Origin of the sequence: Maribacter taeanensis (genome assembly GCF_047345145.1) — a bacterium.
Classification (GTDB): domain Bacteria; phylum Bacteroidota; class Bacteroidia; order Flavobacteriales; family Flavobacteriaceae; genus Maribacter_C.
Map to the genome: position 1 here is coordinate 615,851 of NZ_JBLFER010000002.1, position 23,060 is coordinate 638,910.

Annotated in this window: 22 protein-coding genes; 16 read left to right on the forward strand and 6 right to left on the reverse strand. The window is 37.0% G+C overall.

Annotated elements, in window-relative coordinates:
* Positions 1-30 precede the first annotated feature (30 nt).
* Complete coding sequence (locus tag ACKWCD_RS08575; protein WP_413983526.1) at positions 31-765, reverse strand: LytR/AlgR family response regulator transcription factor; 735 nt, start codon at positions 763-765, stop codon at positions 31-33.
* A 339-nt stretch (positions 766-1,104) separates the two neighbouring features.
* Here ACKWCD_RS08575 and ACKWCD_RS08580 point away from each other — a divergent pair, with 339 nt between their 5' ends.
* From ACKWCD_RS08580 to ACKWCD_RS08605, 6 genes are all read left to right on the forward strand, one after another.
* On the forward strand, positions 1,105-1,275 hold the full coding sequence (locus tag ACKWCD_RS08580) for a hypothetical protein (RefSeq protein ID WP_413983527.1): 171 nt from the start codon (positions 1,105-1,107) through the stop codon (positions 1,273-1,275).
* A gap of 3 nt (positions 1,276-1,278) precedes the next feature.
* Positions 1,279-1,866, forward strand: a complete 588-nt coding sequence (locus ACKWCD_RS08585; RefSeq protein ID WP_413983528.1) for a hypothetical protein — start codon at positions 1,279-1,281, stop codon at positions 1,864-1,866.
* Between the two features lie 917 nt (positions 1,867-2,783).
* A complete protein-coding gene (locus ACKWCD_RS08590; protein WP_413983529.1) occupies positions 2,784-3,008 on the forward strand; it encodes a hypothetical protein in 225 nt (74 codons plus the stop codon).
* A 27-nt stretch (positions 3,009-3,035) separates the two neighbouring features.
* Complete coding sequence (locus ACKWCD_RS08595) at positions 3,036-3,971, forward strand: class I SAM-dependent methyltransferase (protein WP_413983530.1); 936 nt, start codon at positions 3,036-3,038, stop codon at positions 3,969-3,971.
* A 345-nt stretch (positions 3,972-4,316) separates the two neighbouring features.
* The gene (locus tag ACKWCD_RS08600) at positions 4,317-5,297 is read left to right on the forward strand and encodes a ribonucleotide-diphosphate reductase subunit beta (RefSeq protein WP_413983531.1); all 981 of its coding nucleotides are present in this window, start codon (positions 4,317-4,319) and stop codon (positions 5,295-5,297) included.
* Between the two features lie 163 nt (positions 5,298-5,460).
* Positions 5,461-7,956, forward strand: coding sequence for a ribonucleoside-diphosphate reductase subunit alpha (locus ACKWCD_RS08605; RefSeq protein ID WP_413983532.1), 2,496 nt, complete (start codon positions 5,461-5,463; stop codon positions 7,954-7,956).
* Positions 7,957-8,682: 726 nt separating this feature from the next.
* Here ACKWCD_RS08605 and ACKWCD_RS08610 read toward each other — a convergent pair.
* From ACKWCD_RS08610 to ACKWCD_RS08620, 3 genes are read right to left on the reverse strand one after another with little or no spacing between them, the layout of a single operon-like run.
* Positions 8,683-9,603, reverse strand: a complete 921-nt coding sequence (locus ACKWCD_RS08610; RefSeq protein ID WP_413983533.1) for a hydroxypyruvate isomerase family protein — start codon at positions 9,601-9,603, stop codon at positions 8,683-8,685.
* 10 nt (positions 9,604-9,613) lie between these two features.
* Positions 9,614-10,261, reverse strand: a complete 648-nt coding sequence (locus ACKWCD_RS08615; RefSeq protein ID WP_413983534.1) for a gluconate 2-dehydrogenase subunit 3 family protein — start codon at positions 10,259-10,261, stop codon at positions 9,614-9,616.
* Positions 10,261-11,979: a GMC oxidoreductase gene (locus ACKWCD_RS08620; protein WP_413983535.1), complete on the reverse strand. Its 1,719-nt coding sequence runs from the start codon at positions 11,977-11,979 to the stop codon at positions 10,261-10,263. Before ACKWCD_RS08620 ends, ACKWCD_RS08615 begins: the two co-directional genes overlap by 1 nt.
* A 142-nt stretch (positions 11,980-12,121) precedes the next feature.
* On the opposite strand from ACKWCD_RS08620, the gene ACKWCD_RS08625 reads away from it, so the two are divergent.
* From ACKWCD_RS08625 to ACKWCD_RS08640, 4 genes are read left to right on the forward strand one after another with little or no spacing between them, the layout of a single operon-like run.
* A complete protein-coding gene (locus ACKWCD_RS08625; RefSeq protein ID WP_413983536.1) occupies positions 12,122-13,114 on the forward strand; it encodes a sugar phosphate isomerase/epimerase family protein in 993 nt (330 codons plus the stop codon).
* A gap of 31 nt (positions 13,115-13,145) precedes the next feature.
* Entirely contained in the window at positions 13,146-13,589 is a 444-nt protein-coding gene (locus ACKWCD_RS08630; protein ID WP_413983537.1) for a DinB family protein, read from the forward strand.
* A gap of 9 nt (positions 13,590-13,598) precedes the next feature.
* Positions 13,599-14,828: a nucleoside permease gene (locus tag ACKWCD_RS08635; protein ID WP_413983538.1), complete on the forward strand. Its 1,230-nt coding sequence runs from the start codon at positions 13,599-13,601 to the stop codon at positions 14,826-14,828.
* Between the two features lie 58 nt (positions 14,829-14,886).
* Positions 14,887-16,026, forward strand: a complete 1,140-nt coding sequence (locus ACKWCD_RS08640; RefSeq protein WP_413983539.1) for a Gfo/Idh/MocA family protein — start codon at positions 14,887-14,889, stop codon at positions 16,024-16,026.
* Between the two features lie 51 nt (positions 16,027-16,077).
* On the opposite strand, the gene ACKWCD_RS08645 is transcribed toward ACKWCD_RS08640, so the two are convergent.
* Entirely contained in the window at positions 16,078-16,548 is a 471-nt protein-coding gene (locus ACKWCD_RS08645; protein WP_413983540.1) for an ASCH domain-containing protein, read from the reverse strand.
* Positions 16,549-16,593: 45 nt separating this feature from the next.
* Positions 16,594-18,297, reverse strand: coding sequence for a GMC oxidoreductase (locus tag ACKWCD_RS08650; protein WP_413983541.1), 1,704 nt, complete (start codon positions 18,295-18,297; stop codon positions 16,594-16,596).
* Between the two features lie 152 nt (positions 18,298-18,449).
* Between ACKWCD_RS08650 and ACKWCD_RS08655 the strand changes: the two genes are divergently transcribed.
* From ACKWCD_RS08655 to gmk, 6 genes are all read left to right on the forward strand, one after another.
* A complete protein-coding gene (locus tag ACKWCD_RS08655) occupies positions 18,450-19,502 on the forward strand; it encodes a sugar phosphate isomerase/epimerase family protein (protein WP_413983542.1) in 1,053 nt (350 codons plus the stop codon).
* Between the two features lie 90 nt (positions 19,503-19,592).
* A complete protein-coding gene (locus ACKWCD_RS08660) occupies positions 19,593-20,351 on the forward strand; it encodes a 3-keto-disaccharide hydrolase (protein WP_413983543.1) in 759 nt (252 codons plus the stop codon).
* Positions 20,352-20,375: 24 nt separating this feature from the next.
* A complete protein-coding gene (locus tag ACKWCD_RS08665; RefSeq protein WP_413983544.1) occupies positions 20,376-21,200 on the forward strand; it encodes a 3-keto-disaccharide hydrolase in 825 nt (274 codons plus the stop codon).
* A gap of 18 nt (positions 21,201-21,218) precedes the next feature.
* The gene (locus tag ACKWCD_RS08670; protein WP_413983545.1) at positions 21,219-21,572 is read left to right on the forward strand and encodes an SdpI family protein; all 354 of its coding nucleotides are present in this window, start codon (positions 21,219-21,221) and stop codon (positions 21,570-21,572) included.
* Positions 21,573-21,607: 35 nt separating this feature from the next.
* Positions 21,608-22,465: a YicC/YloC family endoribonuclease gene (locus ACKWCD_RS08675; protein WP_413983546.1), complete on the forward strand. Its 858-nt coding sequence runs from the start codon at positions 21,608-21,610 to the stop codon at positions 22,463-22,465.
* Entirely contained in the window at positions 22,465-23,049 is a 585-nt protein-coding gene (gene gmk, locus ACKWCD_RS08680) for a guanylate kinase (protein ID WP_413983547.1), read from the forward strand. Before ACKWCD_RS08675 ends, gmk begins: the two co-directional genes overlap by 1 nt.
* The last annotated feature ends 11 nt before the right edge of the window (positions 23,050-23,060 follow it).

The window sequence follows — 23,060 nt, forward strand, 5'->3', positions numbered from 1 at the left end:
AAATTTTGATTAGGGGCGTCATAAAGAAGTTTACAGCATATCAAGAAAATCAGACTTTTTCTGTCGAGACACAGGGATTTTGTGATTAGGTTTCAAGATAACATATCCATCTGTTTTGAGAAACTCCTTTATTTTGGTAAGGTTAATTATATAGGAATTGTGAATTCTAAAAAAAGAATCACTCGGCAATAGTTCATTTACCTCTTTTAACTTTTTTGTGAGCACTATTTTTTGACCATCGGTAAGGTAAATAGTACTGTAATTTCCATCTGATTCGGCATATACAATTTCTTCACTATCTAAAAAGACTAGCTTTCCATCGGTATTAAAAGTGATTTTCTTATTAATAGCATTTGAATTGAAGTTTAGCAATATTTTCTCCAATCGCTCAGCGGTGAAATTCTTAGCATTAAATTTTTTGATTTTGGTAATTGTATCTTTTAGATCGTCGGTATCTATAGGCTTTAGTAGATAATCAATAGCTTCGTTTTTGAGCGCTTTGATAGCGTATTGGTTGTAAGCCGTTGTGATTACAACCGGAAAATCTTTGTTCTTTAATTTTTGAATGAACTGAAACCCATCCATCGTTGGCATTTCGATATCTAAAAAAAGACAATCTGGTGTGTTCTTTTCTAAATGGCTTAAAGCTTTAACGGGGTCAGTGAATGAAGCCGCAACATTGATCTCATCACTAAAGTTGGTAAGCTCCCAAGATAAACTTTGCAGCGCTTTTATCTCATCATCTACTATTATTGCTTCAATCATAATACGTACATCTAATAAAAGAAAGTTAATCAAAAATAAATTTACGCTGTTGGTATTTCAAAAAAGATGTATCAATGGAAGTTATTCAAGTATGATTGGTCAAAAAATTGACTAATTCAGCTTTTACTACGAATTAATCATTTTTTTCTTACAAAATATAATTTGAATATAGAACAAGGTTTCTCAAGATCATTAAAATCAAGGTTTGCCATTTATACAGTATTTAGTACCATTGGTACAATACTTACTAATATGTAGCTGTATGAAGCTTATTTTGGTCTTAATATTTGCTTTAGTTCCCTATTAAAGTTATTCAACCATTTAATAAAATCTAGAGCGATGAAAAAGTGTTTTTTAATGTTTGTTTTTCTTGTTTTGAGCTTATTTTTGGCAGCTCTTATCGAAAACTCAAATAAAGAGCTTGCAGATAAAATTGCTTCAAGCGAAGTTAGTATTGAAAGCCAAAGAAGCGTTGAAATCCAACCTGACACTGTCTTCAAAGACAACTAGTCTTTGCCAACCAAGTATTCTGTTATAACCAATATGAACACGGCTATTTTTAATTCGAAAATGATCAAAACAGGAGTGCTAACTCTTGTGGCCACACTTATGTTATCAGGTACTAAGTATGATGAGCAATTGTCATCGACTCCTACTCCTACTAGTTACTTTGACTATACCATTCAAGTTTCTGGAAGTTTGAACAATAGTTTTACGGGTATGATTGACTTTGAAACAGCTGTTAAAACAACCTCCAAAGGAATACCATTTTCGATTTTAGAGCTAAAGCTTAGTGGTGGTGAGGAAGTTTTTTACCACTCTTTTGAATTTTTAATTTCTAGAGAGCATAAGAAAGAAGTTCTAGCGCCTGCAACCTTTGAGATCACAAAAAATCAGAGCGGATTGCTAAATAATTTTGACGGAGTATTTGGTTTTGCAAACATTAATGAACTCGGAGAATTACCACTTTTTGCAAAAAGTGGAGAAATTCAAATTGAACACTTAGATGAAACTACGATAAAAGGTAGTTTGGATATTAAGTTGAATAATGCAGCAGGTAAATATGTTCACTTGAAAGGAGACTTTAGGGCGAAAAAGTAATCGAATATGCTCTTAACCCTTTAGTTCTGAATAGAAATAGCATCAGAATTTTTGACTATATGTAAAGGAAAAAACGTTGATTTTATTAGGGTTTTTGGTGGTAAAAATCGTATTTTTACATTAATTCCCCTAATTGACCAACTATCTAAATCTTAACAAGTTAAGATTAAGTTGAGCTTCTTTGTCATATCGTACAATCGTAAGTATGAATGGGAAACTCTAAAAATTTTATGAAACTGCCAATCCATAAGGTACGGTCTTGGGAATGCGTTGTAAATAAGAACGTATTACTGTTCTAGTAACAGACCCGTCTAATGAATTGTTGCATATTGGACACCTAACCAACTTGTTGGCCTAAGGTGATTTGCTCGATTATAGGTTTCGGGGGAACTACCTAAATCAGCGCCATTGTAACAAGTATTGATTTTGATACATTGGAAGGGCCGTACGGTTTGGCGGTATTCATAACCAAATTAGAAAATTGGAAAAGGCTAGAAATTATATTTCTAGCCTTTTTTATGCAAAAAATTAAATATATATTTTCTACACCCTTCCATATTAAAAAGACCTGTTAAAGCACTTTGAAATTGACAGTTTATACAAGATTATAGACCAACCTTACAATTCTAAAATTTGTGACCACGAGGCTTGTTATCTTAGCCAAAGAATTGACTAACTACTTCACTACACTAAGGTAACTATTCCCCTTTTTTTTGAATCACCCCCATGTTGGACTGTTTTGCAAATATGGAATATGGTTTTCACGCTATTTATTTGTTTCAGTTCTTATTAAAGTACTAGTAGTATTTAAGAATAAGCTTCTAAGGGAATACCCTGAATTTGAAAACTCAGGGAAAACCTTGAACTTTTTAAGGAATGAGAAAAATAACTTGCATAACATAATTAAAAATTCGACCATGAAAACATCAATTATTATTATCGCCGCACTTTTACTAAACACCACATTATTGATTGCTGAACCCTTGTCAACTATTGTAAAAGGGATTAACCCATTTGTACTAATCGGATTAGAAGTTGTATTGGTTTTAGGGTATTTGGTCAATAAATGGCTGAGAGATCTAAACAAAGCCTGTACAGTGAATTTGGGGTATTTAGACATTTTTGTAGTTAAATCGAAATAGTTTATTTCAATCATTAAACGTACTATTATGATCACAGCACTTCAAAAAAAATCAACTCAAAGTATAGGCATAGAATTGCTTAAACAGTTTATAGAAAAGGAGTATTTGGCTTATGATAATTTTTTTCAACTAGATGAACTGTTGTCTATTACTGCCTATGAATATAGAATGGGAAGAGTATCCAAAGAAGAAATTACAACACTTAATACAAGTTTTAGCCAAAGGTTTCTAGAAAATACTTTACATGGTAGAGGTTTTTTAAAACCAAATGGCTATCCTGGGGATTATCTTTTTCTAGATCGAATTTACATCAACCACATTTCAGATATTCCAGAATATCGTATTTGGGATACGTATGTACAGCAAAATGGAGCTCCTGATGCGGTTCGAAATCGAAAAGAATATTTTAAACATTGGGTGAAGTCAAAAGCTGGCTTTGGCAAAGATATTAGCTTGCTTAATGTGGTTAGCGGTTCTGGAAGAGAGCTATCAGAATTGTATGCTTGTACACTTAATTGTAAGAATGTAAAAACCACCTGTGTTGAGATTGACGATGAAGCAATTCAATTTTCAAGAGAACTGAATAAAGATCATTTAGATCATATCGAATATGTAAACTCAAATATTTTCAGATTCAAGACAGACAATACCCATGACCTTATTTGGTCTGCGGGCTTGTTTGATTATTTGGATGATAGAGCTTTTGTTTTTTTGCTAAAACGATTCAGAGGATGGCTAAAAAAAGGAGGTGAGATAATCGTAGGAAACTATAATGAAGCGCATAATCCATCAAGAGATTATATGGAAATTTTGGGTGACTGGCATTTAGTACACCGCACCGAAAAACAACTTTTAAAATTAGCTATTGCCGCAGGGTTTGATGAAAATCAAATTCATGTAAATCGAATGCCCGATAATGTGATTCTTTATTTGCACATGTATTCTCCGATGACAGGGAAGTAAATGATGTAAAAATAGAATCGTATTTGATTAGATTAGTTTTATGACAAGGTGCGCAAGCAGATAAAAAAGATTTTCAATTTTTCAAACCAAAAAGTATATTTAAAAACATACTTTTTGGTTTATTTTTTTTGTTCAACTTCATTGTAAATTTTATGTAAAATCTAATTCTTCGGTAAGTCTAATGTCTATCAGTTACGAACCTACATTTCAACATACGATGTTAAAAACTTTGTTATGGAATCTTTGAAACAGGCGTTTTTAATCCCTCTTATTTTTCCATCTTTGTAAGCCCATCACAGGGGTAATTTTCAGCTCACTACACTAACTTTTTAAATTTGTAAGAATATGTCCACAGCGATAGAGCCTATCTTGGCAGAAAACGAAGACCGATTTGTTATTTTCCCGATAAAACATGATGATTTATGGGATTGGTACAAAAAATGTGAGGCATGTTTTTGGACAGCAGAAGAAATCGATCTTAGTGAAGATTTGAATGATTGGAATAACAAATTGAATGATGACGAGCGTTATTTCATAAAACATATTTTGGCATTCTTTGCTGCTTCTGATGGTATCGTAAATGAAAACTTAGCTGAAAATTTTGTTAGTGAAGTGCAATACGCTGAGGCGAAATTTTTCTACGGATTCCAGATTATGATGGAGAACATCCACTCAGAGACATATTCGCTTTTGATTGATACTTATGTGAAAGACGAGAAAGAGAAAAATATTCTTTTTAAAGCAATAGAAAATTTCCCCGCAATCAAAAAGAAAGCGGATTGGGCATTGAATTGGATTGAATCTCCAAGCTTCGCTGAGCGTTTGATTGCTTTTGCCGCTGTGGAAGGAATCTTCTTTTCCGGAGCATTCTGTTCTATTTTTTGGTTGAAGAAAAGAGGCCTTTTACCAGGGTTGACTTTTTCAAATGAGCTAATATCAAGAGATGAAGGTATGCACTGTGATTATGCAGTACATCTACACAACAAACATTTAATAAGCAAAGTTCCGAAAGAGCGTATCACTGCAATTTTAGTAGACGCATTGAATATTGAAAGAGAATTTATCACAGAATCTCTTCCTGCCAGCCTTATCGGAATGAACGCAAAACTAATGACACAATATTTAGAGTTTGTAACTGATAGGCTTTTGGTAGAGTTGGAGTGCGATAAAGTGTACAATGCAACCAACCCATTTGACTTTATGGATATGATTTCCCTGCAAGGAAAAACCAATTTCTTTGAGAAAAGAGTTGCTGAATATCAAAAGGCAGGTGTAATGAATAAAGACGAAGACGCACAGAAGATTAGCTTTGATGCTGATTTTTAAAATCTAAAAATATATAGCCTTTTATAATATTATGGAATATATAGAAGGCTATCCCCAAAACTAGTTTAAATCTAAAATTCCCCTAGTTTAATTAAGATTTTGCAGTCTTGATTAGACTAACCGACCAAAAAACCGAGTATCCATTTAAAACAATTGTAGCCACATGTATGTAGTAAAAAGAGACGGAAGAAAAGAGCTGATTATGTTCGACAAGATCACAGCTCGAGTTCGAAAATTATGCTACGGTCTTAACGGACTGGTAGACCCATTAAAAGTCGCGATGCGCGTTATTGAAGGTTTATATGACGGAGTGACCACCTCTGAATTAGATAATCTAGCAGCAGAAATTGCAGCAACGATGACTACTACACATCCTGATTATGCAAAATTGGCGGCTCGTATTTCGGTCTCAAACTTACATAAGAACACCAAGAAGTCTTTCTCAGAAACGATGGAAGATTTGTATTTGTACGTAAACCCAAGAACAGGAAAAAAAGCACCATTGCTTTCTGACGAAGTTTTTGATGTAATCAAAAAGAATTCAGAGAAACTAGATTCTACTATAATTTATAACCGTGATTTTGGCTACGATTATTTCGGTTTTAAAACCTTGGAGCGTTCTTATCTCTTGAAAATAAACGGACAAATTGCTGAACGCCCACAACACATGTTGATGCGTGTTTCTATTGGTATTCATTTAGATGACTTAGACGCTGCCATAGAAACCTATGAGTTGATGTCTAAGAAGTACTTTACGCATGCAACACCAACACTTTTCAATTCAGGTACTCCAAAGCCACAAATGTCTTCTTGCTTTTTATTGGCAATGAAAGATGATAGTATTGATGGTATTTACGATACGCTAAAAAGCACAGCAAAGATTTCACAATCGGCAGGTGGTATTGGTTTATCTATTCATAACATTCGTGCAACTGGCTCATACATTTCAGGAACGAATGGAACTTCTAACGGAATTGTTCCCATGCTTCGCGTGTTCAACGATACGGCTAGATATGTAGATCAAGGTGGTGGAAAACGTAAAGGAAGCTTTGCAATTTATATGGAACCTTGGCATGCGGATATCTATGAGTTTCTAGATTTGAAAAAGAATCATGGTAAAGAAGAAATGCGTGCGCGTGATTTGTTTTACGCCATGTGGATTTCTGATTTATTCATGAAAAGAGTAGAAGGCAATGAAGATTGGACCTTGATGTGTCCGAATGAGTGTCCAGGTCTATTTACTAGTCATAGCGAGGAATTCGAGAAATTATATTTAGGATACGAAGCGGAAGGCAAAGGTCGTAAAACAGTTAAGGCTCGAGAGCTTTGGGAAAAAATCTTGGAATCTCAAATCGAAACTGGTACTCCTTACATGTTGTATAAGGATGCTGCTAATCGAAAGAGCAACCAGAAAAACTTAGGTACGATTCGTTCTTCAAATTTATGTACGGAGATTATGGAGTATACTTCTCCGGATGAAATCGCTGTATGTAATTTGGCTTCGATTGCTTTGCCAATGTTCATTAAGAACGGGGAATTTGACCATAAAGAATTGTTCAAGGTAACGAAACGTGTTACCAAAAACTTGAATAAGGTAATCGATAGAAACTATTATCCAGTAATTGAAGCAGAGAACTCTAACATGCGTCACAGACCTATCGGTTTGGGTGTGCAAGGTTTGGCAGATGCTTTTATCATGCTGCGTTTACCATTTACTAGCGATGAGGCGAAGAAATTGAATCAAGAGATATTCGAAACACTTTACTTCGCAGCGGTTACCGCTTCCATGGAAGCCGCAATAGAAGAAGGTCCATATTCTTCGTATAAAGGTTCACCTATTTCTAAAGGTGATTTCCAGCATAATCTTTGGAATATAAAGGATGAGGAACTATCCGGTCGATGGGATTGGGGTAAACTCCGTAAGGAAGTGAAGAAAAATGGAGTTCGTAACTCGCTATTGGTTGCACCAATGCCCACTGCTTCAACTTCTCAAATTCTTGGAAACAACGAATGTTTTGAGCCATATACCTCTAATATCTATACAAGACGTGTACTTTCTGGGGAATTCATTGTGGTGAACAAACACCTATTGGAAGATTTGGTAGGGCTAGGCCTATGGAATGAAAATATGAAGCAAGAGTTGATGAGAGCCAATGGATCTATTCAACACATAGAGACCATTCCAGCAGAAATCAGAGAGCTTTATAAGACCGTTTGGGAATTGAGCATGAAAGACATTATAGACATGTCTAGACATAGAGGCTATTTTATTGACCAAAGTCAATCATTGAACTTGTTCATGGAAAATGCGAACTATTCTAAGTTAACGTCAATGCACTTTTATGCTTGGAAGAGTGGTCTGAAGACAGGAATGTACTATTTAAGAACGAAAGCTGCTGTAGATGCAATTAAGTTTACTTTGGATAATACAAAGAAAAAAGAAGTTCCTACCAGTGTTGCTGCAGAAGCCGAGGTATTAGCAGCTACACCTGCCCCTTCTGCGGAAGCAGCAGGGGCAATTCAAGTACAAACTACTCCTGTGGAAGCTAATCAAACGGAAACTGACATTCAACCAATGACTCCACAAGAAATGAAGGAGATGATTGCACGTGCAAAAGAAGGTCAAGCAGATGATGATTGTTTGATGTGTGGATCTTAACTTGGTGAGAACCTAAGGAGAATAATTTAAAAAGGAAAGCCCAACAGACTACTGTTGGGCTTTTTATATGGTTTGGATTTAAAAAAATCTGAAATAAAAAATGCACCTCAAGATAATTAAGGTGCATTTATATATGTTATAAATCTCTTATTTTTCTACGTAAGGTCTCACCACTCTTGAAAAAGCGTAAGCTACAACGTAAATGAGTAATATGATGTAATATTTGTCCATGCCTTGAGTCTAATATAGAGTATATACGATAATTTAACGCAAAAAGATTACGAAAATTACAAATATATACCTAAAAATTCGTTAAATAGCCAAAATTGGGGGCTATGCAACTACTTTAAGGCAAGAAAAAAATTAAAAAAAAGTCTGAGGGGGATTTTATCGATGTCTAAACACGTTTAAAACCACACGCTCATTAATGCTTGTCTCAATTGAACTAGGTTGAAATTCCAATTGAAACTAAAAGCCTTTTCTTTCTTCTTTTGGCTCGTAAAATACGTGTAAGCTACTTTTGAAAGAAGCATTAACACGCAGTAGGCGAATATTGCGTATAAGTGGGACATGCATAAATAACGGGAGTGAAAAGTAAAATCTTATGTGGTCAAGGTGTAGTATATCGAAAAGGGTCAAATTTTTCGATGAACTACCTTTGAACTACCATGTTTATTGCAGTTCAACGATAATTTTATTTTTGAAAATTTCTAATAAATCTTAAAATTAGAGAAAATCATCCACCTTTTTGTAGGCATCAATAACTGCTTGTTCTCCATCTTTATCAGGTTTTGAATTGCCATGTTCCATTCCCAGAACACCATTAAAACCTTTTTCATGAATAAATTTAAAAACGTTATTGTAGTTAATTTCACCCGTAGTAGGTTCATTACGACCTGGGTTATCTCCTATTTGTATATAAGCAATCTCGTCCCAAGCTGCCTCCATATTAGGAATCAAATTACCTTCTTGAATTTGCTGGTGATAAATGTCAAATAATATTTTGCAAGAAGGAGAATCCACTGCCTTACATATTTCATAAGCCTGCGGAGAACCAGTCAAAAAGAGTCCAGGATGATTATAAAAATTAAGAGGTTCAAGAACCATTGTTAGATTATGAGGTTCAAGAACTGCGGATGCTAGTTTTAAAGATTCGACGACATGAGCCGTTTGAAAACCCAGTGACTGTCTTAAATCAACATGCCCCGGTACTACAGTCATCCACTTTGCATTGACTCGTTTGGCAACATCGACAGCTTTTTTAATGTAATCCAAGAACTCTGTTCGCATGGCTATATCCCCAGAAGCTAGGTTAGGTTCTTTCCAGTAAATTTCATGCGCCACAAAAACACCCATTTCAATACCACGATCTTGCATGGTTTGCGCCATTTTTTCTTGAACTGATACTTGTCTTGTTCGCATGCCATTATCCTCGAAAGCGGTAAAACCTTGATCAGCCATAAAATTCAATTGGTCAATAGGATCATCACCTGCATGATGTTTAAACATACCCAGATGTGGAGCATATTTCAAATTGAATTGATGTTTCATAGGTGGATTTTTATTTGATGCATACGAAAAAGCCCCGCTCAGTGAAATTGCTCCACTGGTCAGGGCTGTTTTTTGAATAAAACTTCTTCTCTTCATTTGAAAGACATTATAGTGACCAAGCTTTCCCCCCGCTAAGTTCTTGAATATCACCACAGGCTACATACTGTCCGGGTAAGGGAAGGTAAGCAAGAACTTTTTCGCCTACGTACTCAGAGGTTTTATAACCCCATATAGTCATTCCACGCAAGTTGCTAGCAAAAGCATGACTGGCAACAGTGTCATCAAGAGTTGCATCCTGGCCTTCTTTAAGAGCTAATTGAAATGCTTCAACAAGCTTCCCATTTTTTGTTTCTTCCTCTTTTGTAATTTTCAAGGTGCTTGCAATAGTTTTTTCAAGGGCTTCAGAGCTTAATTCTGTTACATTTTCTAGACCAGCATTTTTAGTAGCTTTTTCTAAAAAACGGCTCATTGTCATTTTCATAAAATCTTGCTGCTCTTTTTCAGCAACTTCATTCATAAATCGATCAATAAAAAGGTTCACCTGTACCTCTGAAGCAGATGGAGTATCGGTTTTGGGTAATATAACATCAACCAATTTGGTAAGAATAGCGCCTTGTTCTTTAGAAAAGAAATCAGGTGTCCATTCCATAACGGTTTCCCCCTTACAACTTTGCATAATACCAATAAGCGTTGGAGTAGCCACCGTATACCCCATGGCAAGGCCCATATTTTTGAGTGCTTTTCTTCTATCCATTATATATTTCCTTTTTTAAGTTCATTGGCTGCATGATTTGCTGCTCTGGCTGTAAATGCCATATAAGTTAACGACGGGTTAACGCAGCTTGCTGATGTCATAAATGAACCATCAGTTACATAGACATTTGGCACATCATGAAGTGCATTATTTCCGTCAACAACAGATGTTTTTCTATTTCTACCCATTCTAGCAGTTCCCATTTCATGAATGCCTAAGCCTAGAGCTGTTTCTTTATCAAATGGTTCTACATCGCGCATGCCTGCTGCTGTAAGCATATCTACAGCAGATTGCATCATGTCTTTACGCATATTTAGCTCATTTTCTTTAAACTCAGCATCAAAGGTCACGGTAGGTAATCCCCATTTGTCTAACTTTTCATAGTCTAAAGTAAATCGGTTGTCTTGGTAGGGTAATACCTCTCCAAAACCACCCATTCCGAAAGTCCAACCTCCAGGCTTTAGAATAGCATCTTTTAAATCTGCGCCGTGCGAAAGTTCAGCGATTGATTCCTCCCAGTTTCCTCTTCCTGCGCCTCCTTGGTAACCAAAACCACGTTTGTAATCGGTTCTGTTCGAGTCACCACCTAAGTTTCTGAATCTGGGCAAGTAAATTCCTCCTGGTCTTCTTCCTTTGTAATACTTATCTGCAAAACCATCAAATTTACCGGAAGCACCAACACCTAAATGGTGGTCCATGATATTACGGCCTAACTGATCTGAATCATTACCCATTCCGTTAGGAAAACGGTCAGATTTAGACTGCATTAGAATTGAAGTAGAAGCTATTGCCGAGGCACAAAGGAAAATTACTTTGGCTTTAAATTCGAAAGTCTCTTTGGTAAGTCTATCAATTACTTTAACACCAGTAGCTTTTTTTGTGTCGGGGTCATACATCACTTCGTGAACAATTGAGTCTGGTCGTAGCGTCATATTTCCGGTAGCCTCTGCAGCTGGTAGAGTAGAAGATAAACTACTGAAATAAGCTCCAAAAGGACACCCGCGTATACAGCGATTTCTATATTGACAACGACTTCTACCATCACCATCAAATTGTTTATCGCTATTAATGTGTGCAACACGACCTGAAGTCATGACACGGCCATCAAAGTTTTCTGCTATTTTTTCTTTAAAATGTTCTTCAACACAATTAAGTTCTAATGCCGGTTCAAACTGACCATCTGGTAATTGTTCTAATCCTAATTTTTCTCCGGTTACACCGATGTAAGACTCCACTTTATCATACCACGGTGCAATATCTTTATAACGTACGGGCCAATCAACACCATGACCATCATTTGCGTTAGCTCTAAAATCAATATCACTCCAGCGATAGCTATGTCGACCCCATTGTAAAGAACGCCCACCTAAATGATAACCACGCATCCAGTCAAAACGCTTGGTTTCGTTATACGGGTGTTCCAAGTCATTTACAAACCATCTACTACTTGCCGCATTTGTGGTATAGCCCGTTCTATGTTGCTTTTCTTGTTTGGCAATCATTTCTTGTGTTGGCTGCCCGCCATTGGGAAAATCCCATGGATCCATATTAGCTGTTTCATAGTCATCACGGTGTTTTACCATTCGTCCACGTTCCAAAACCAAGGTTTTTAAACCGTTCTCACATAATTCTTTGGCGGCCCAGCCTCCGCTGATTCCTGTACCTACAACAATCGCATCATACGACTCTTGTTCCTCATTGTAATAGAATTTACTCATGTACTGAATTGTTTAGTCCTTAAATTTATTAAATATAGAATTAATTCTCTACATTTAATTTCCATAGTTTTAGATACAATTGACACTATATCGATATCGTAGTTGCGATTTTATCAAATTTAATTTAAAAGTGATGAACCCTATGAAAAAAATAGATTTAGTACAAAAGAGTTGTGCAGTCCTTATTATGATGACTCTATTAGGAATTTTTGCTTGCAAAGAGAATAAGAAAGTAGATACTGAAGATTCGGAATCCGTAGAGACGACAGAACAGATTAAGGAGCCCTTCTTTAAACTATCTCTTGCACAGTGGTCCATAAATAAAATGATAAGAAAAGATGGCGTTGACCCTTATTCATTTGCTGAAAAAGCCAAAAATTGGGGTTTCACGGGTTTAGAGTACGTAAGCCAACTCTATCCGGCTGATTTGGAGAACAACGAGTATTCTGAAGCAGCAATGGCTGCCTTTGTTGAAAAGTCAAATGCAGAAGCCAAGAAACATGGTATGCAGAATGTCTTAATCATGATAGATAGACAAGGAAATTTGGCCGTGAACGACGAAGCGGAAAGAAATGAAGCGGTAGAAAGACATAAAAAGTGGGTTGATGCTGCTGCAGCTATGGGATGTCACGCTATCCGCGTAAACCTTAATGGTAGTATGGTGCCAGAAGAATGGAAAGCAAGTGCCATTGATGGACTTACAAAGCTTTCATCTTATGCCAAAACAAAAAATATTAATGTGCTTGTTGAAAATCATGGTGGATTGTCTTCAAATGGCGAAATGCATGCCGAAGTAATGAAAGCGGTTAATATGGATAACTGTGGAACACTTCCTGATTTTGGTAATTTCTGTATTACTAGAAATGAAGATTGGAGTTGTAAAGAAGAGTATGATAAATATAAGGGCGTTGTTGAGCTAATGCCTTATGCGAAAGCGGTTAGTGCAAAATCAAATGATTTTGATGAAAACGGAGACGCTATCGGAATTGATTATTCCAAATTACTTCAAACAGTAAAGGATGCGGGATATACAGGTTTTATCGGCGTTGAGTATGAGGGAAGCATTTTAGATGAGGAAGCAGGAATCAAAGCTACTAAAGATTTAATGCTAAGAATTGCCAAAGAACTGAATTAATGCCCATCCAAATAAAATAGATCCCATATACGTGAAAGTATTTTTCAACCAATTATTCGATTATAATTTTTATTGTAACAAAGAGCTTATCGAAGCATGCTCTGCAATAAATAATACGCCTGAAAAGAGTATAGAACTCTTTAGTCACATACTAAATGTGCATCACAGGTGGAATGCTGTGCTTACTGGAAAGAAGCCTGAATACGAAGTGAATCAGATTCATGATGTGAAAGATTGGAGCGATATTCATTATGAAAATCAACGCAACTCTTTTGAAATTACAACGAATGTTGATGATTTTGAGAAACGTCTTGATTATGAGAATTCTGAAGGCAGGTTGTTTACCAATACTGTTCAGGATATTCTATTCCATATCATCAATCACTCGACACATCATCGCGGTCAAATCGCTACTGATTTTAGAAAAAATGGGCTAGAACCTTTGCAACTAGATTACGTATTCTATAAGCGCTAAATCCATTTTATGAATTCTAAAGTTAGGTTACAGCTTTCAGTAATGATGTTTTTAGAATTCTTTATTTGGGGTGGCTGGTTTGTAACCCTTGGAAGTTTTTTAGGGAATAATCTAAGTGCAACAGGTGCAGAATCAGCCCAAGCATTTTCTACTCAGTCTTGGGGTGCGATTATAGCACCTTTTATTATCGGGCTTATTGCAGATCGCTTTTTCAATGCAGAACGAATTCTTGGCGTGCTCCATCTTATAGGAGCCGTATTGATGTATCAAATGTCACAAGTAACGGAATTCGCTGTTTTCTACCCATATGTTCTTGGCTATATGATTGCATACATGCCAACCTTGGCGCTGGTCAATTCAGTATCATTTAATCAAATGAAAGACCCAGCGAAAGAGTTTCCTTTGATTCGTGTTTTTGGAACAGGAGGATGGATTATAGCTGGTTGGATCATCAGTTTCGGATTCAAATGGGATTCGATAGAAAACATTCAAGAAGGCGCTCTTTCAAATACATTTCTAATGGTTGCAATCGCCTCGGCAATTTTGGGAATCTTCAGTTTTACTTTGCCAAAAACGCCCCCAAGCACCAATAAAAATGAGAAGGTCAACCTTTCGGATATTTTAGGCCTAGATGCGCTAAAACTCCTAAAGGATAGGAACTTTCTAATCTTCTTTATTTCCTCAGTTTTGATATGTATTCCGCTGGCTTTCTATTATCAATATATTAGCTTATTCCTGACAGAATATAAGGTTGAAAATTCAACTACATGGGCAACGTTGGGGCAAATGTCAGAAGTATTGTTTATGCTCTTGTTACCTATTTTCTTCACTAAGTACGGCTTTAAAAAGACTATTTTATTCGGAATGTTTGCATGGGTTATTCGCTATGCCTTGTTTTCCTTTGGAAATGCAGGAGACCTATTCTTTATGCTGGTAATTGGTATTGCACTACATGGAATTTGCTATGATTTCTTTTTCGTTTCAGGTCAGATTTATACCGATTCGAAAGCGGGAGAAAAGATAAAAAGTGCGGCACAGGGAATGATTACATTGGCAACCTACGGGGTTGGTATGTTAGTAGGTTTTTGGATTGCTGGTAAGATTGCTGACGCTTACTTATTAGAATCAGGAAATCATGATTGGGATACTATTTGGATGTATCCAGCGGGGTTTGCACTAGTAGTGTTACTTTTATTTACAGTTTTGTTCAAAAACGAAAAAATCTCCTATAAATCTTAGAGTTTTTTTATATTCATCCTCTCAACAAAGAATTACATCATATAAATACTTTGAATTCATGCCAAAGAAAATAAGATTAGGAGTTTTAGGAGGGGGCGGAGATTCCCTTATTGGAGTGCTACACAGAGTAGCATCTCATATCAATGACAATTATCAAATTGTTGGGGGATGTTTTAATCCAGATTTTAAAGCTAACAAAGCTTTTGCTCGAGAAATTGATGTCCCATTAAATCGAATTTATTCAGATTTTGATACTTTGATTGAAGAGGAGTTGAAGCTTCCAGAAAATGAGCGCATTCAGGTTTGTTCTGTTTTAACACCAAATTTTTTGCACTTCCCAATGGCAAAAAAATTATTGGATAATGGTTTTCATGTGATTTGTGAAAAACCGATGACCACGACCTTGGCAGAAGCGAAAATTTTGCAAAAAGCACATAAGAAAGCAGGTACTGTTTTTGCCTTAACGCATACCTACACGGGCTATCCTATGGTACGTCAGATGCGTGAAATGATTAAAAAAGGCGCTATAGGAAAAATACATAAAGTAGACGCCCGTTACTATCAAGGATGGATTAACGAGATTATTCATGATAAGAAAAAGCGTTCTACGGTTTGGCGCTTAGACCCTAAAAAAGCAGGAATAAGTTCTTGTATGGGAGATATTGGAGTTCATGCCTTCAATATGGTTGAGTATACTACCGGATTAAAAGTGAAGTCTTTATTATGCGATTTCAATTACCTCTACAAGGATAATAAGATGGATGTTGACGGAACGGTTCTCATTCGAATGGATGATCATGTAAAAGGCGTTATTCGAAGTAGTCAGGTGGCCACAGGCGAAGAAAACGGATTAGCTATAGCTATTTACGGCTCAAAAGGAGCTTTTCGTTGGGAGCAGGAAAACCCAAATTTTCTATATAAAATGAGTGACACAGAACCAACACAAATCTATAAACCCGGTCATGCTTATAATTCTAAACTTTCTTTAGATGGGACAAAACTTCCGGCGGGTCATCCTGAAGGTATTTTTGATTCTATGGCCAATATTTACTTAGGGGCTGCCAAAGCTATCCGCGGAAAGCGTTATAATGATGGAGAGTTCCCAACTATGGAAGATGGTGTTCGTGGCATGAATTTTATTGAAGCTACGGTTGAATCAAACAAGAAGAAGAACATTTGGGTGAAGATGATGAAGTAAAAATAGTATTAGAATAAATAAAAAGGCCGCTTTTAGCGGCCTTTTCTAGTGTTATTTCTTTCGTTCAAAAACCTTTTCAAATTCTTGACAAACGATGATCATGCTCTCACGTGGTACACGTTCAAATTCTTCCAATTCTCTTGTATAATAATCCCAATGTACTTTTTTCCAATGGGCTAAAGATTTATCGCCTTCACCTTCTAAGCGCGCATATTCTTCTTCAATACTAAAGAAAGGTTTAAGCGTCACTTTGGTGGTTTCGACGATGCATTGTGCTTCACCGTCCCAGTCGGTAACAACAATAAAGTCACCAATCTTTGGTAGTCTTTCATTACGATATTGAAGTCCTAATAAAGAGTCTGAAGTTGCTTTTTTAATACCCTTTTTAACCAGTTTAGCACAGGTATTTGCATCTTTTTCATTATCACAAAAATACATTGCTTTTGGTGCCTCGTGAAAGACATCCTCTAAGTGGTTCTTTAAATAATCTCCCCACATATTATTGGCTGAAGCGTTGTCCATGAAATGTTAACGTATGCTGGTTAGTTAATATTGTTAGTTTGGTATTTAAGAAAAATTACCTTTTTTGAATTGTTCTACTGCATGACTTGCAGCTCGGGCCGTAAATGCCATATAGGTCAAAGAAGGATTGACGCAACTTGAAGAGGTCATGAATGCGCCATCAGTTACATAAACATTTGGTACGGTATGCACCTGATTATGTTTATTGAGAACGGAAGTTTTGGGATTGTGGCCCATACGAGCTCCTCCCATTTCATGAATGCCCAATCCTGGTCCTGAAGATTCTTCATAAGAATTGACATCTTTAAAGCCCGCAGCTTTGAACATGGCTACGATTTCTTTCTTAATATCTTTCCTCATATTTAATTCATTCTCTTTGAACTCAACATCAAAGGCCAATTGTGGCAAGCCCCATTTGTCTTTTTCTGTTGGACTCAAAGTTACACGGTTGTCATCATAAGGTAAGAATTCACCAAAACCAGTAACACCAATCTGCCATGTACCTGGTTTTAAAATAGCCTCTTTTAAGTCTTTTCCAAATCCCATTTCAGCAACAGATGCTGACCAATCTTGTCGACTAGCTGTACCCTGATAACCAAAACCACGCAGATATCCTTCACGTTTGGTTTTTGCATCAATATTTACAAAGCGCGGAATGTAGAATCCGTTAGCACGTCTTCCTTTGTAATATTTATCTAAAAAACCATCGACTTTTGCTGTTGCTCCTAGCTTGTAATGGTGGTCCATAATTCCGCGGCCTAAAGCATCCGAATCGTTGCCCATTCCATTTGGAAAGCGTTTCGATTTCGATTGCATCAATATGCCCACTGAAGCCATAGCAGAAGCACATAAAAAAATGACCTTTGCTTTGAATTCTAGTTTTTCGTGAGTTTCTGTATCAATAACACGAACCCCGGTCGCCTTCTTGGTAGTATCATCGTAAATCACCTCATGAACTATAGAATTTGGTCGAAGCGTCATATTTCCTGTACGTTCTGCAGCAGGAAGTGTAGAAGAATTACTGCTAAAATATCCTCCGAAAGGGCAACCTCTCCAACATCTATTTCTGTTTTGACAAGTGCCGCGCCCTTCAAAAGTAGCATCTGGATCAGTGATATGAGCTGCTCTTCCTATAGTTACTAATCGCCCATCTTCAAATTTTTCCGCAGTCGATTTTTTAAAATCTTCTTCAACACAATTCAACTCCATCGCAGGTTGAAAAATTCCGTCAGGCAAAACATCAAGGCCCAGTTTTTCTCCACTTACGCCTATATATTCTTCTACTTTATCATACCAAGGCGCAATGTCTTTGTAGCGCACGGGCCAATCTATACTTATACCTTCTTTTTTATTTGCAGAAAAATCAAGGTCACTCCATCTGTAACTTTGGCGACCCCACGTAAGCGAGCGCCCTCCAACCTGATAACCTCGAATCCAATCGAAACGTTTGGTCTCTACATAGGGGTGTTCTAAATCGTTTACGAAAAAGTGTTTCACATCTTCTTTAGGAGCCCAATTCACACGAGATTGTACATGGTACTTTTTTTTGTCCTCAGCTGATAATTCTCCTTTTAAGGGATAATCCCATGGGTCATCATTCATGGTTGGATAATCATCGCGATGGGTAACCATTCGCCCTCTTTCAAGCACTAAAGTTTTTAAACCTTGCTCGCATAATTCTTTAGCTGCCCAGCCACCACTGATACCTGTTCCTACAACAATGGCATCGTATTGTACTTCTTGATTCATTTCAGATTTCTTATGGTTTTCTGATGGTATTCCCTATATTTATAACTTAACTCGGAAAGAAAATTAAGGGAACAATTACTCATTAAATATAAGGTTAAATTCCCACAAATTTTAAAATCAATAGTTCTAGAACTCGATAGTAAAATAACAAAATGAAAACAATAAAAGGACCGGCGGTATTTTTAGCGCAATTTGTAGATAGTAAAGCTCCGTTCAATTCTTTAGACGGTATGTGTAAATGGGCTTCTGATTTGGGTTATAAAGGAATTCAAATTCCCACTTGGGAAAGCTTTTTAATAGATTTGGATAAGGCTGCAGAGAGCCAAACGTATTGCGACGAATTAAAGGGTAAAGTCAATTCGTACGGATTAGAAATCACCGAACTTTCTACGCACCTTCAAGGTCAGTTGGTTGCTGTGCACCCGGCATACGATTTAATGTTCGACAATTTTGCTCCAGATAGTGTAAAGAACAATCCGAAGGCAAGAACAGAATGGGCCGTAGATGTGGTAAAAAAAGCGGCAACCGCAAGCCGCAGATTAGGAATTACAGCACATGCAACTTTTTCTGGTGCTTTACTTTGGCATACTTGGCACCCATGGCCACAACGCCCTGCTGGATTAGTAGAAATGGGTTTTGAGGAATTAGCCAAACGTTGGATGCCTATTTTAAATCATTTCGATGAAGAGGGAGTTGACGTTTGTTACGAGATTCATCCTGGGGAAGACTTGCATGATGGTGATACTTTTGAACGTTTTTTAACAGCTACTGGAAATCACAAACGAGTAAATATCTTGTATGACCCAAGTCATTTTGTGTTACAACAACTAGACTATATTGAATACATAGACCACTATCATGAGTTCATCAAATCTTTTCATGTAAAGGATTCTGAATTCAACCCAACTGGTAAAAAGGGTGCTTTCGGTGGGTATAACGATTGGGGTAATCGCGCAGGCCGATATCGATCGCTTGGTGACGGACAAATCGATTTCAAAACAATATTTTCTAAGTTGACCCAATACGGTTGTGATGTATGGGCGGTAATGGAGTGGGAGTGTTGTATTAAGAGTCCGGAGCAAGGTGCACGAGAAGGCGCAATTTTCATCCAAGATCATATTATTGAAGCGACAGAGAAGACGTTTGATGATTTTGCTGGTGCCGATGTAGATAAAGAAATGCTAAAAAAAATACTTGGATTGTAAACGCCGGTAACCCCTGACACGTTATTCGCAGAAAAAAGTTCGATTTCAAGATTTGAAAATCTATTTTTAGTCAACCAAAATTATAGCATTATGAAAAATCGAATATATCTCACATTGTTGGTCTGTATGATTATATCCTGTAAAGAAAAACCAAAAGATACTGTAAATGAAAATGATGTTGCTATAGAGGTATCAGATGAGATAAATACTCAGGACAATTGGGCGGAATTATCATTTGATGATTGGCAAGCCTTTAAAGGTGGTGCCGTTCCAAAATTTTGGACTGAAGATGATGGGGTAATTGTGTTTCACCCCCCAACAGCTGAGGAGCGCAAAGATGAAAATGGAAATAGACAATCGTTCAATATTGTAACTAAAGAAAGTTTTGGAAGTTTTGTCCTTTCTCTCGAGTGGAAAATTTCGGAGGCGGGAAATAGCGGTATAATGTGGGGCGTAAGCGAAGATGACAAATATGTTGAACCTTATCAAACAGGACTAGAGATACAGGTGTTGGACAATGATAAACACCCTGATGGTAAAAATGGAACTAGCCATCAAGCAGGGGCTTTATATGATTTGGTTTCGCCAGCAAAAGATGCCACTAAACCTGTTGGCGAATGGAATGTTGCCGTAATTACCATTAATCACAATACTAACAAAGGAAGTTCGGTTTTGAATGGAATTGAGGTTGCAACTTTTCCTGTGGGAGGAGATGAACTTACAGCATTGCTAAAGGGTTCTAAATTTGAAACATGGGATGGCTTCGGTGCATTCAAAAAGGGAAAAATTGCGCTCCAAGATCATAATGATATTGTTTCTTATCGCAACATTAAAATCAAAGAACTTTAAAACAAGTAACAAAGGGGAGTATAGATGGAAAGATTATATATTTTAGGAATACTATTTTCTTTAGGAATTGTTTCGTGTCAACATAAGGTAAAAGAAGAGATCAGCGAAACCGATACAGAAGTTAAAGATGGTGTTATTGTTTACGAAGAATATTCGGGAACAGAACCAACAAAACCTGAAGAAACAGAATTTTACGAGCCAAAGGTGCCTGTTGTAGGCTCCGCTATGAATGGTAATATTCCTGCTGATGCTATAGTTCTTTTCGATGGAAGTTCTCTGGATGGATGGATTCACGTTCAAGACAGTACCGCCGCAAAATGGCACTTGAACAAAGATGGAAGCATGACCGTAGCCGATAAAACGGGGAATATCAAGACCAAACAAGTCTTCGGTGATGTACAGCTGCATATCGAATGGAGTTCTCCAGCAGAGGTGCAAAGAGAAGGTCAGAATCGTGCCAATAGTGGCGTCTTCCTAGATGAATTATATGAAGTTCAGGTTCTAGATAACAACAACAATGATACCTATGTAAACGGACAAGTAGCTTCTATTTATAAGCAACACCGGCCCTTAGCGATGGCTTCGGTTCCTTCAGGAGAATGGAATGCCTATGATATCATTTACCATGCACCAGAGTTTAATGCTGATGGCAATAAGATAAAGTCAGGTACCATGACTGTACTTCATAATGGAGTATTGGTTCAAGACCATATAGAGTTGAAAGGAACAACACCTTACATTGGGTGGCCTAAAAACCCTGCTCATGGTAAAGGGGCTTTATTGCTTCAAGACCATGGTGATAATAGTCGTGTTAGTTATCGCAATATTTGGGTAAGGGAGTTAAAGTAAATACCAGCCAAAGATATTATGGAAGCCCTTTTTGCTGCTTTTTCGATACCTGCTATTTTTTTAATCGCTGCGTTTCTATGGAAAAAATTCCCGCCTAAAACCATTAGTCATTTCTATGGTTATCGGACCAGAAGGACAATGTCAAATCAAGATATTTGGGATTATGCTAACCAAATAGGCCCTAAAATGTTTCTAACTTTAGGTCTAGTCCTTTTGATAATTACAGTTCTAGGTTACCTGATATTTTCGCAAAAAGTTATTTTAATTGTCATATTTGCTATGTTAATTGGTATCGGTGTAGGTATGTTTTGGTGTGAAACCCAACTAAACAAGTACTTCGACAAAAACGGAAATCGAAGAACTAAACATTGAATTTGGTTACCTTTGCCAAAATTTAAAACGATTGTATGATTCAATCCATGACCGGTTTCGGGAAGCATGTAATTCAACTTCCTTCTAAAAAAATAACTGTAGAGTTAAAATCACTTAATAGTAAGAGCTTAGACTTAAATGCGCGTATGCCTTCAGCATATAGGGCAAAAGAGCTTGAATTGAGAAAAACAATCGCAAGCTCTTTAGTAAGAGGAAAGGTTGACTTCGGATTATATGTGGAAATGACGGGGGCTGAAACTTCTGCTCAAATTAACGAGGAGGTGGTAAAAGCCTACATGAAACAATTGAGTGCAATTGCCGAAGGAGATGATTTACGTTTGCTCGAAATGGCACTCCGTATGCCTGATGCCATGAAGACAGAACGTGAAGATATTGATGAAGAGGAGTATGCAGAAATTCAAAAAGCCTTAAAAGAAGCGCTTTCAGAAATCAATATATTTCGTTCAGAGGAAGGAAGTGTACTTGAAAAAGATTTTGAAGAGCGTATCAAAACTCTAAAAGAATTGCTTGCCAAAGTAATTGATATGGACCCAGATAGACAAAAAGATGTTCGTGAGCGTCTAGATAAAGCTGTTGCAGATATCAAAGCTGATGTTGACGCCAATCGTTTTGAACAAGAATTGATTTATTATTTAGAAAAATACGATATCACAGAAGAGAAAGTGAGGCTAGCAAATCACTTGGATTACTTTGCTAAAACTTTAAAATCTGATGATTCCAATGGAAAAAAGCTAGGATTTATTTCTCAGGAAATCGGACGCGAAATAAACACCATTGGCTCAAAGGCGAACTATGCTCCCATGCAACAGTTGGTAGTACAGATGAAAGATGAGTTGGAGAAGATTAAAGAACAAATGTTGAACGTACTCTAATGAAAGGAGGAAAGCTAATTATATTTTCTGCCCCTTCTGGCAGTGGGAAAACAACGATTGTTCGGCATCTATTAAAACAACCTGAATTGAATTTGGCATTTTCGGTTTCGGCTACGTCGAGACCGCGTAGAGGGAAAGAAAAGAATGGAGAGCATTATTACTTTATAACCGTTTCAGAATTTAAGCAACACATTAAAGGAGATGACTTTTTGGAGTGGGAGGAAGTATACCGTGATAATTTTTACGGAACACTTAAAAGCGAAGTAGAACGACTTTGGGCTGAAGGCAAGAATGTGATTTTTGATATTGATGTTGCTGGCGGACTTCGAATTAAGAAGAAATTCCCCAAAGAGACATTAGCGGTTTTTGTCAAGCCACCAAGCGTTGATGAATTGAAGATTCGATTGAAAAAGCGCAGCACTGAAAGTGATGACAAGATAAACATGCGAATTGCCAAAGCTTCTGTTGAATTGGCTACTGCACCTCAATTCGATAAAATCATAAAGAATTATGATTTAGATACCGCTCTGAACGAAGCGCACCAGCTTGTCGCTGAGTTTGTAAATTCTGACCCAAAGGAATAGATTCTGGCCTG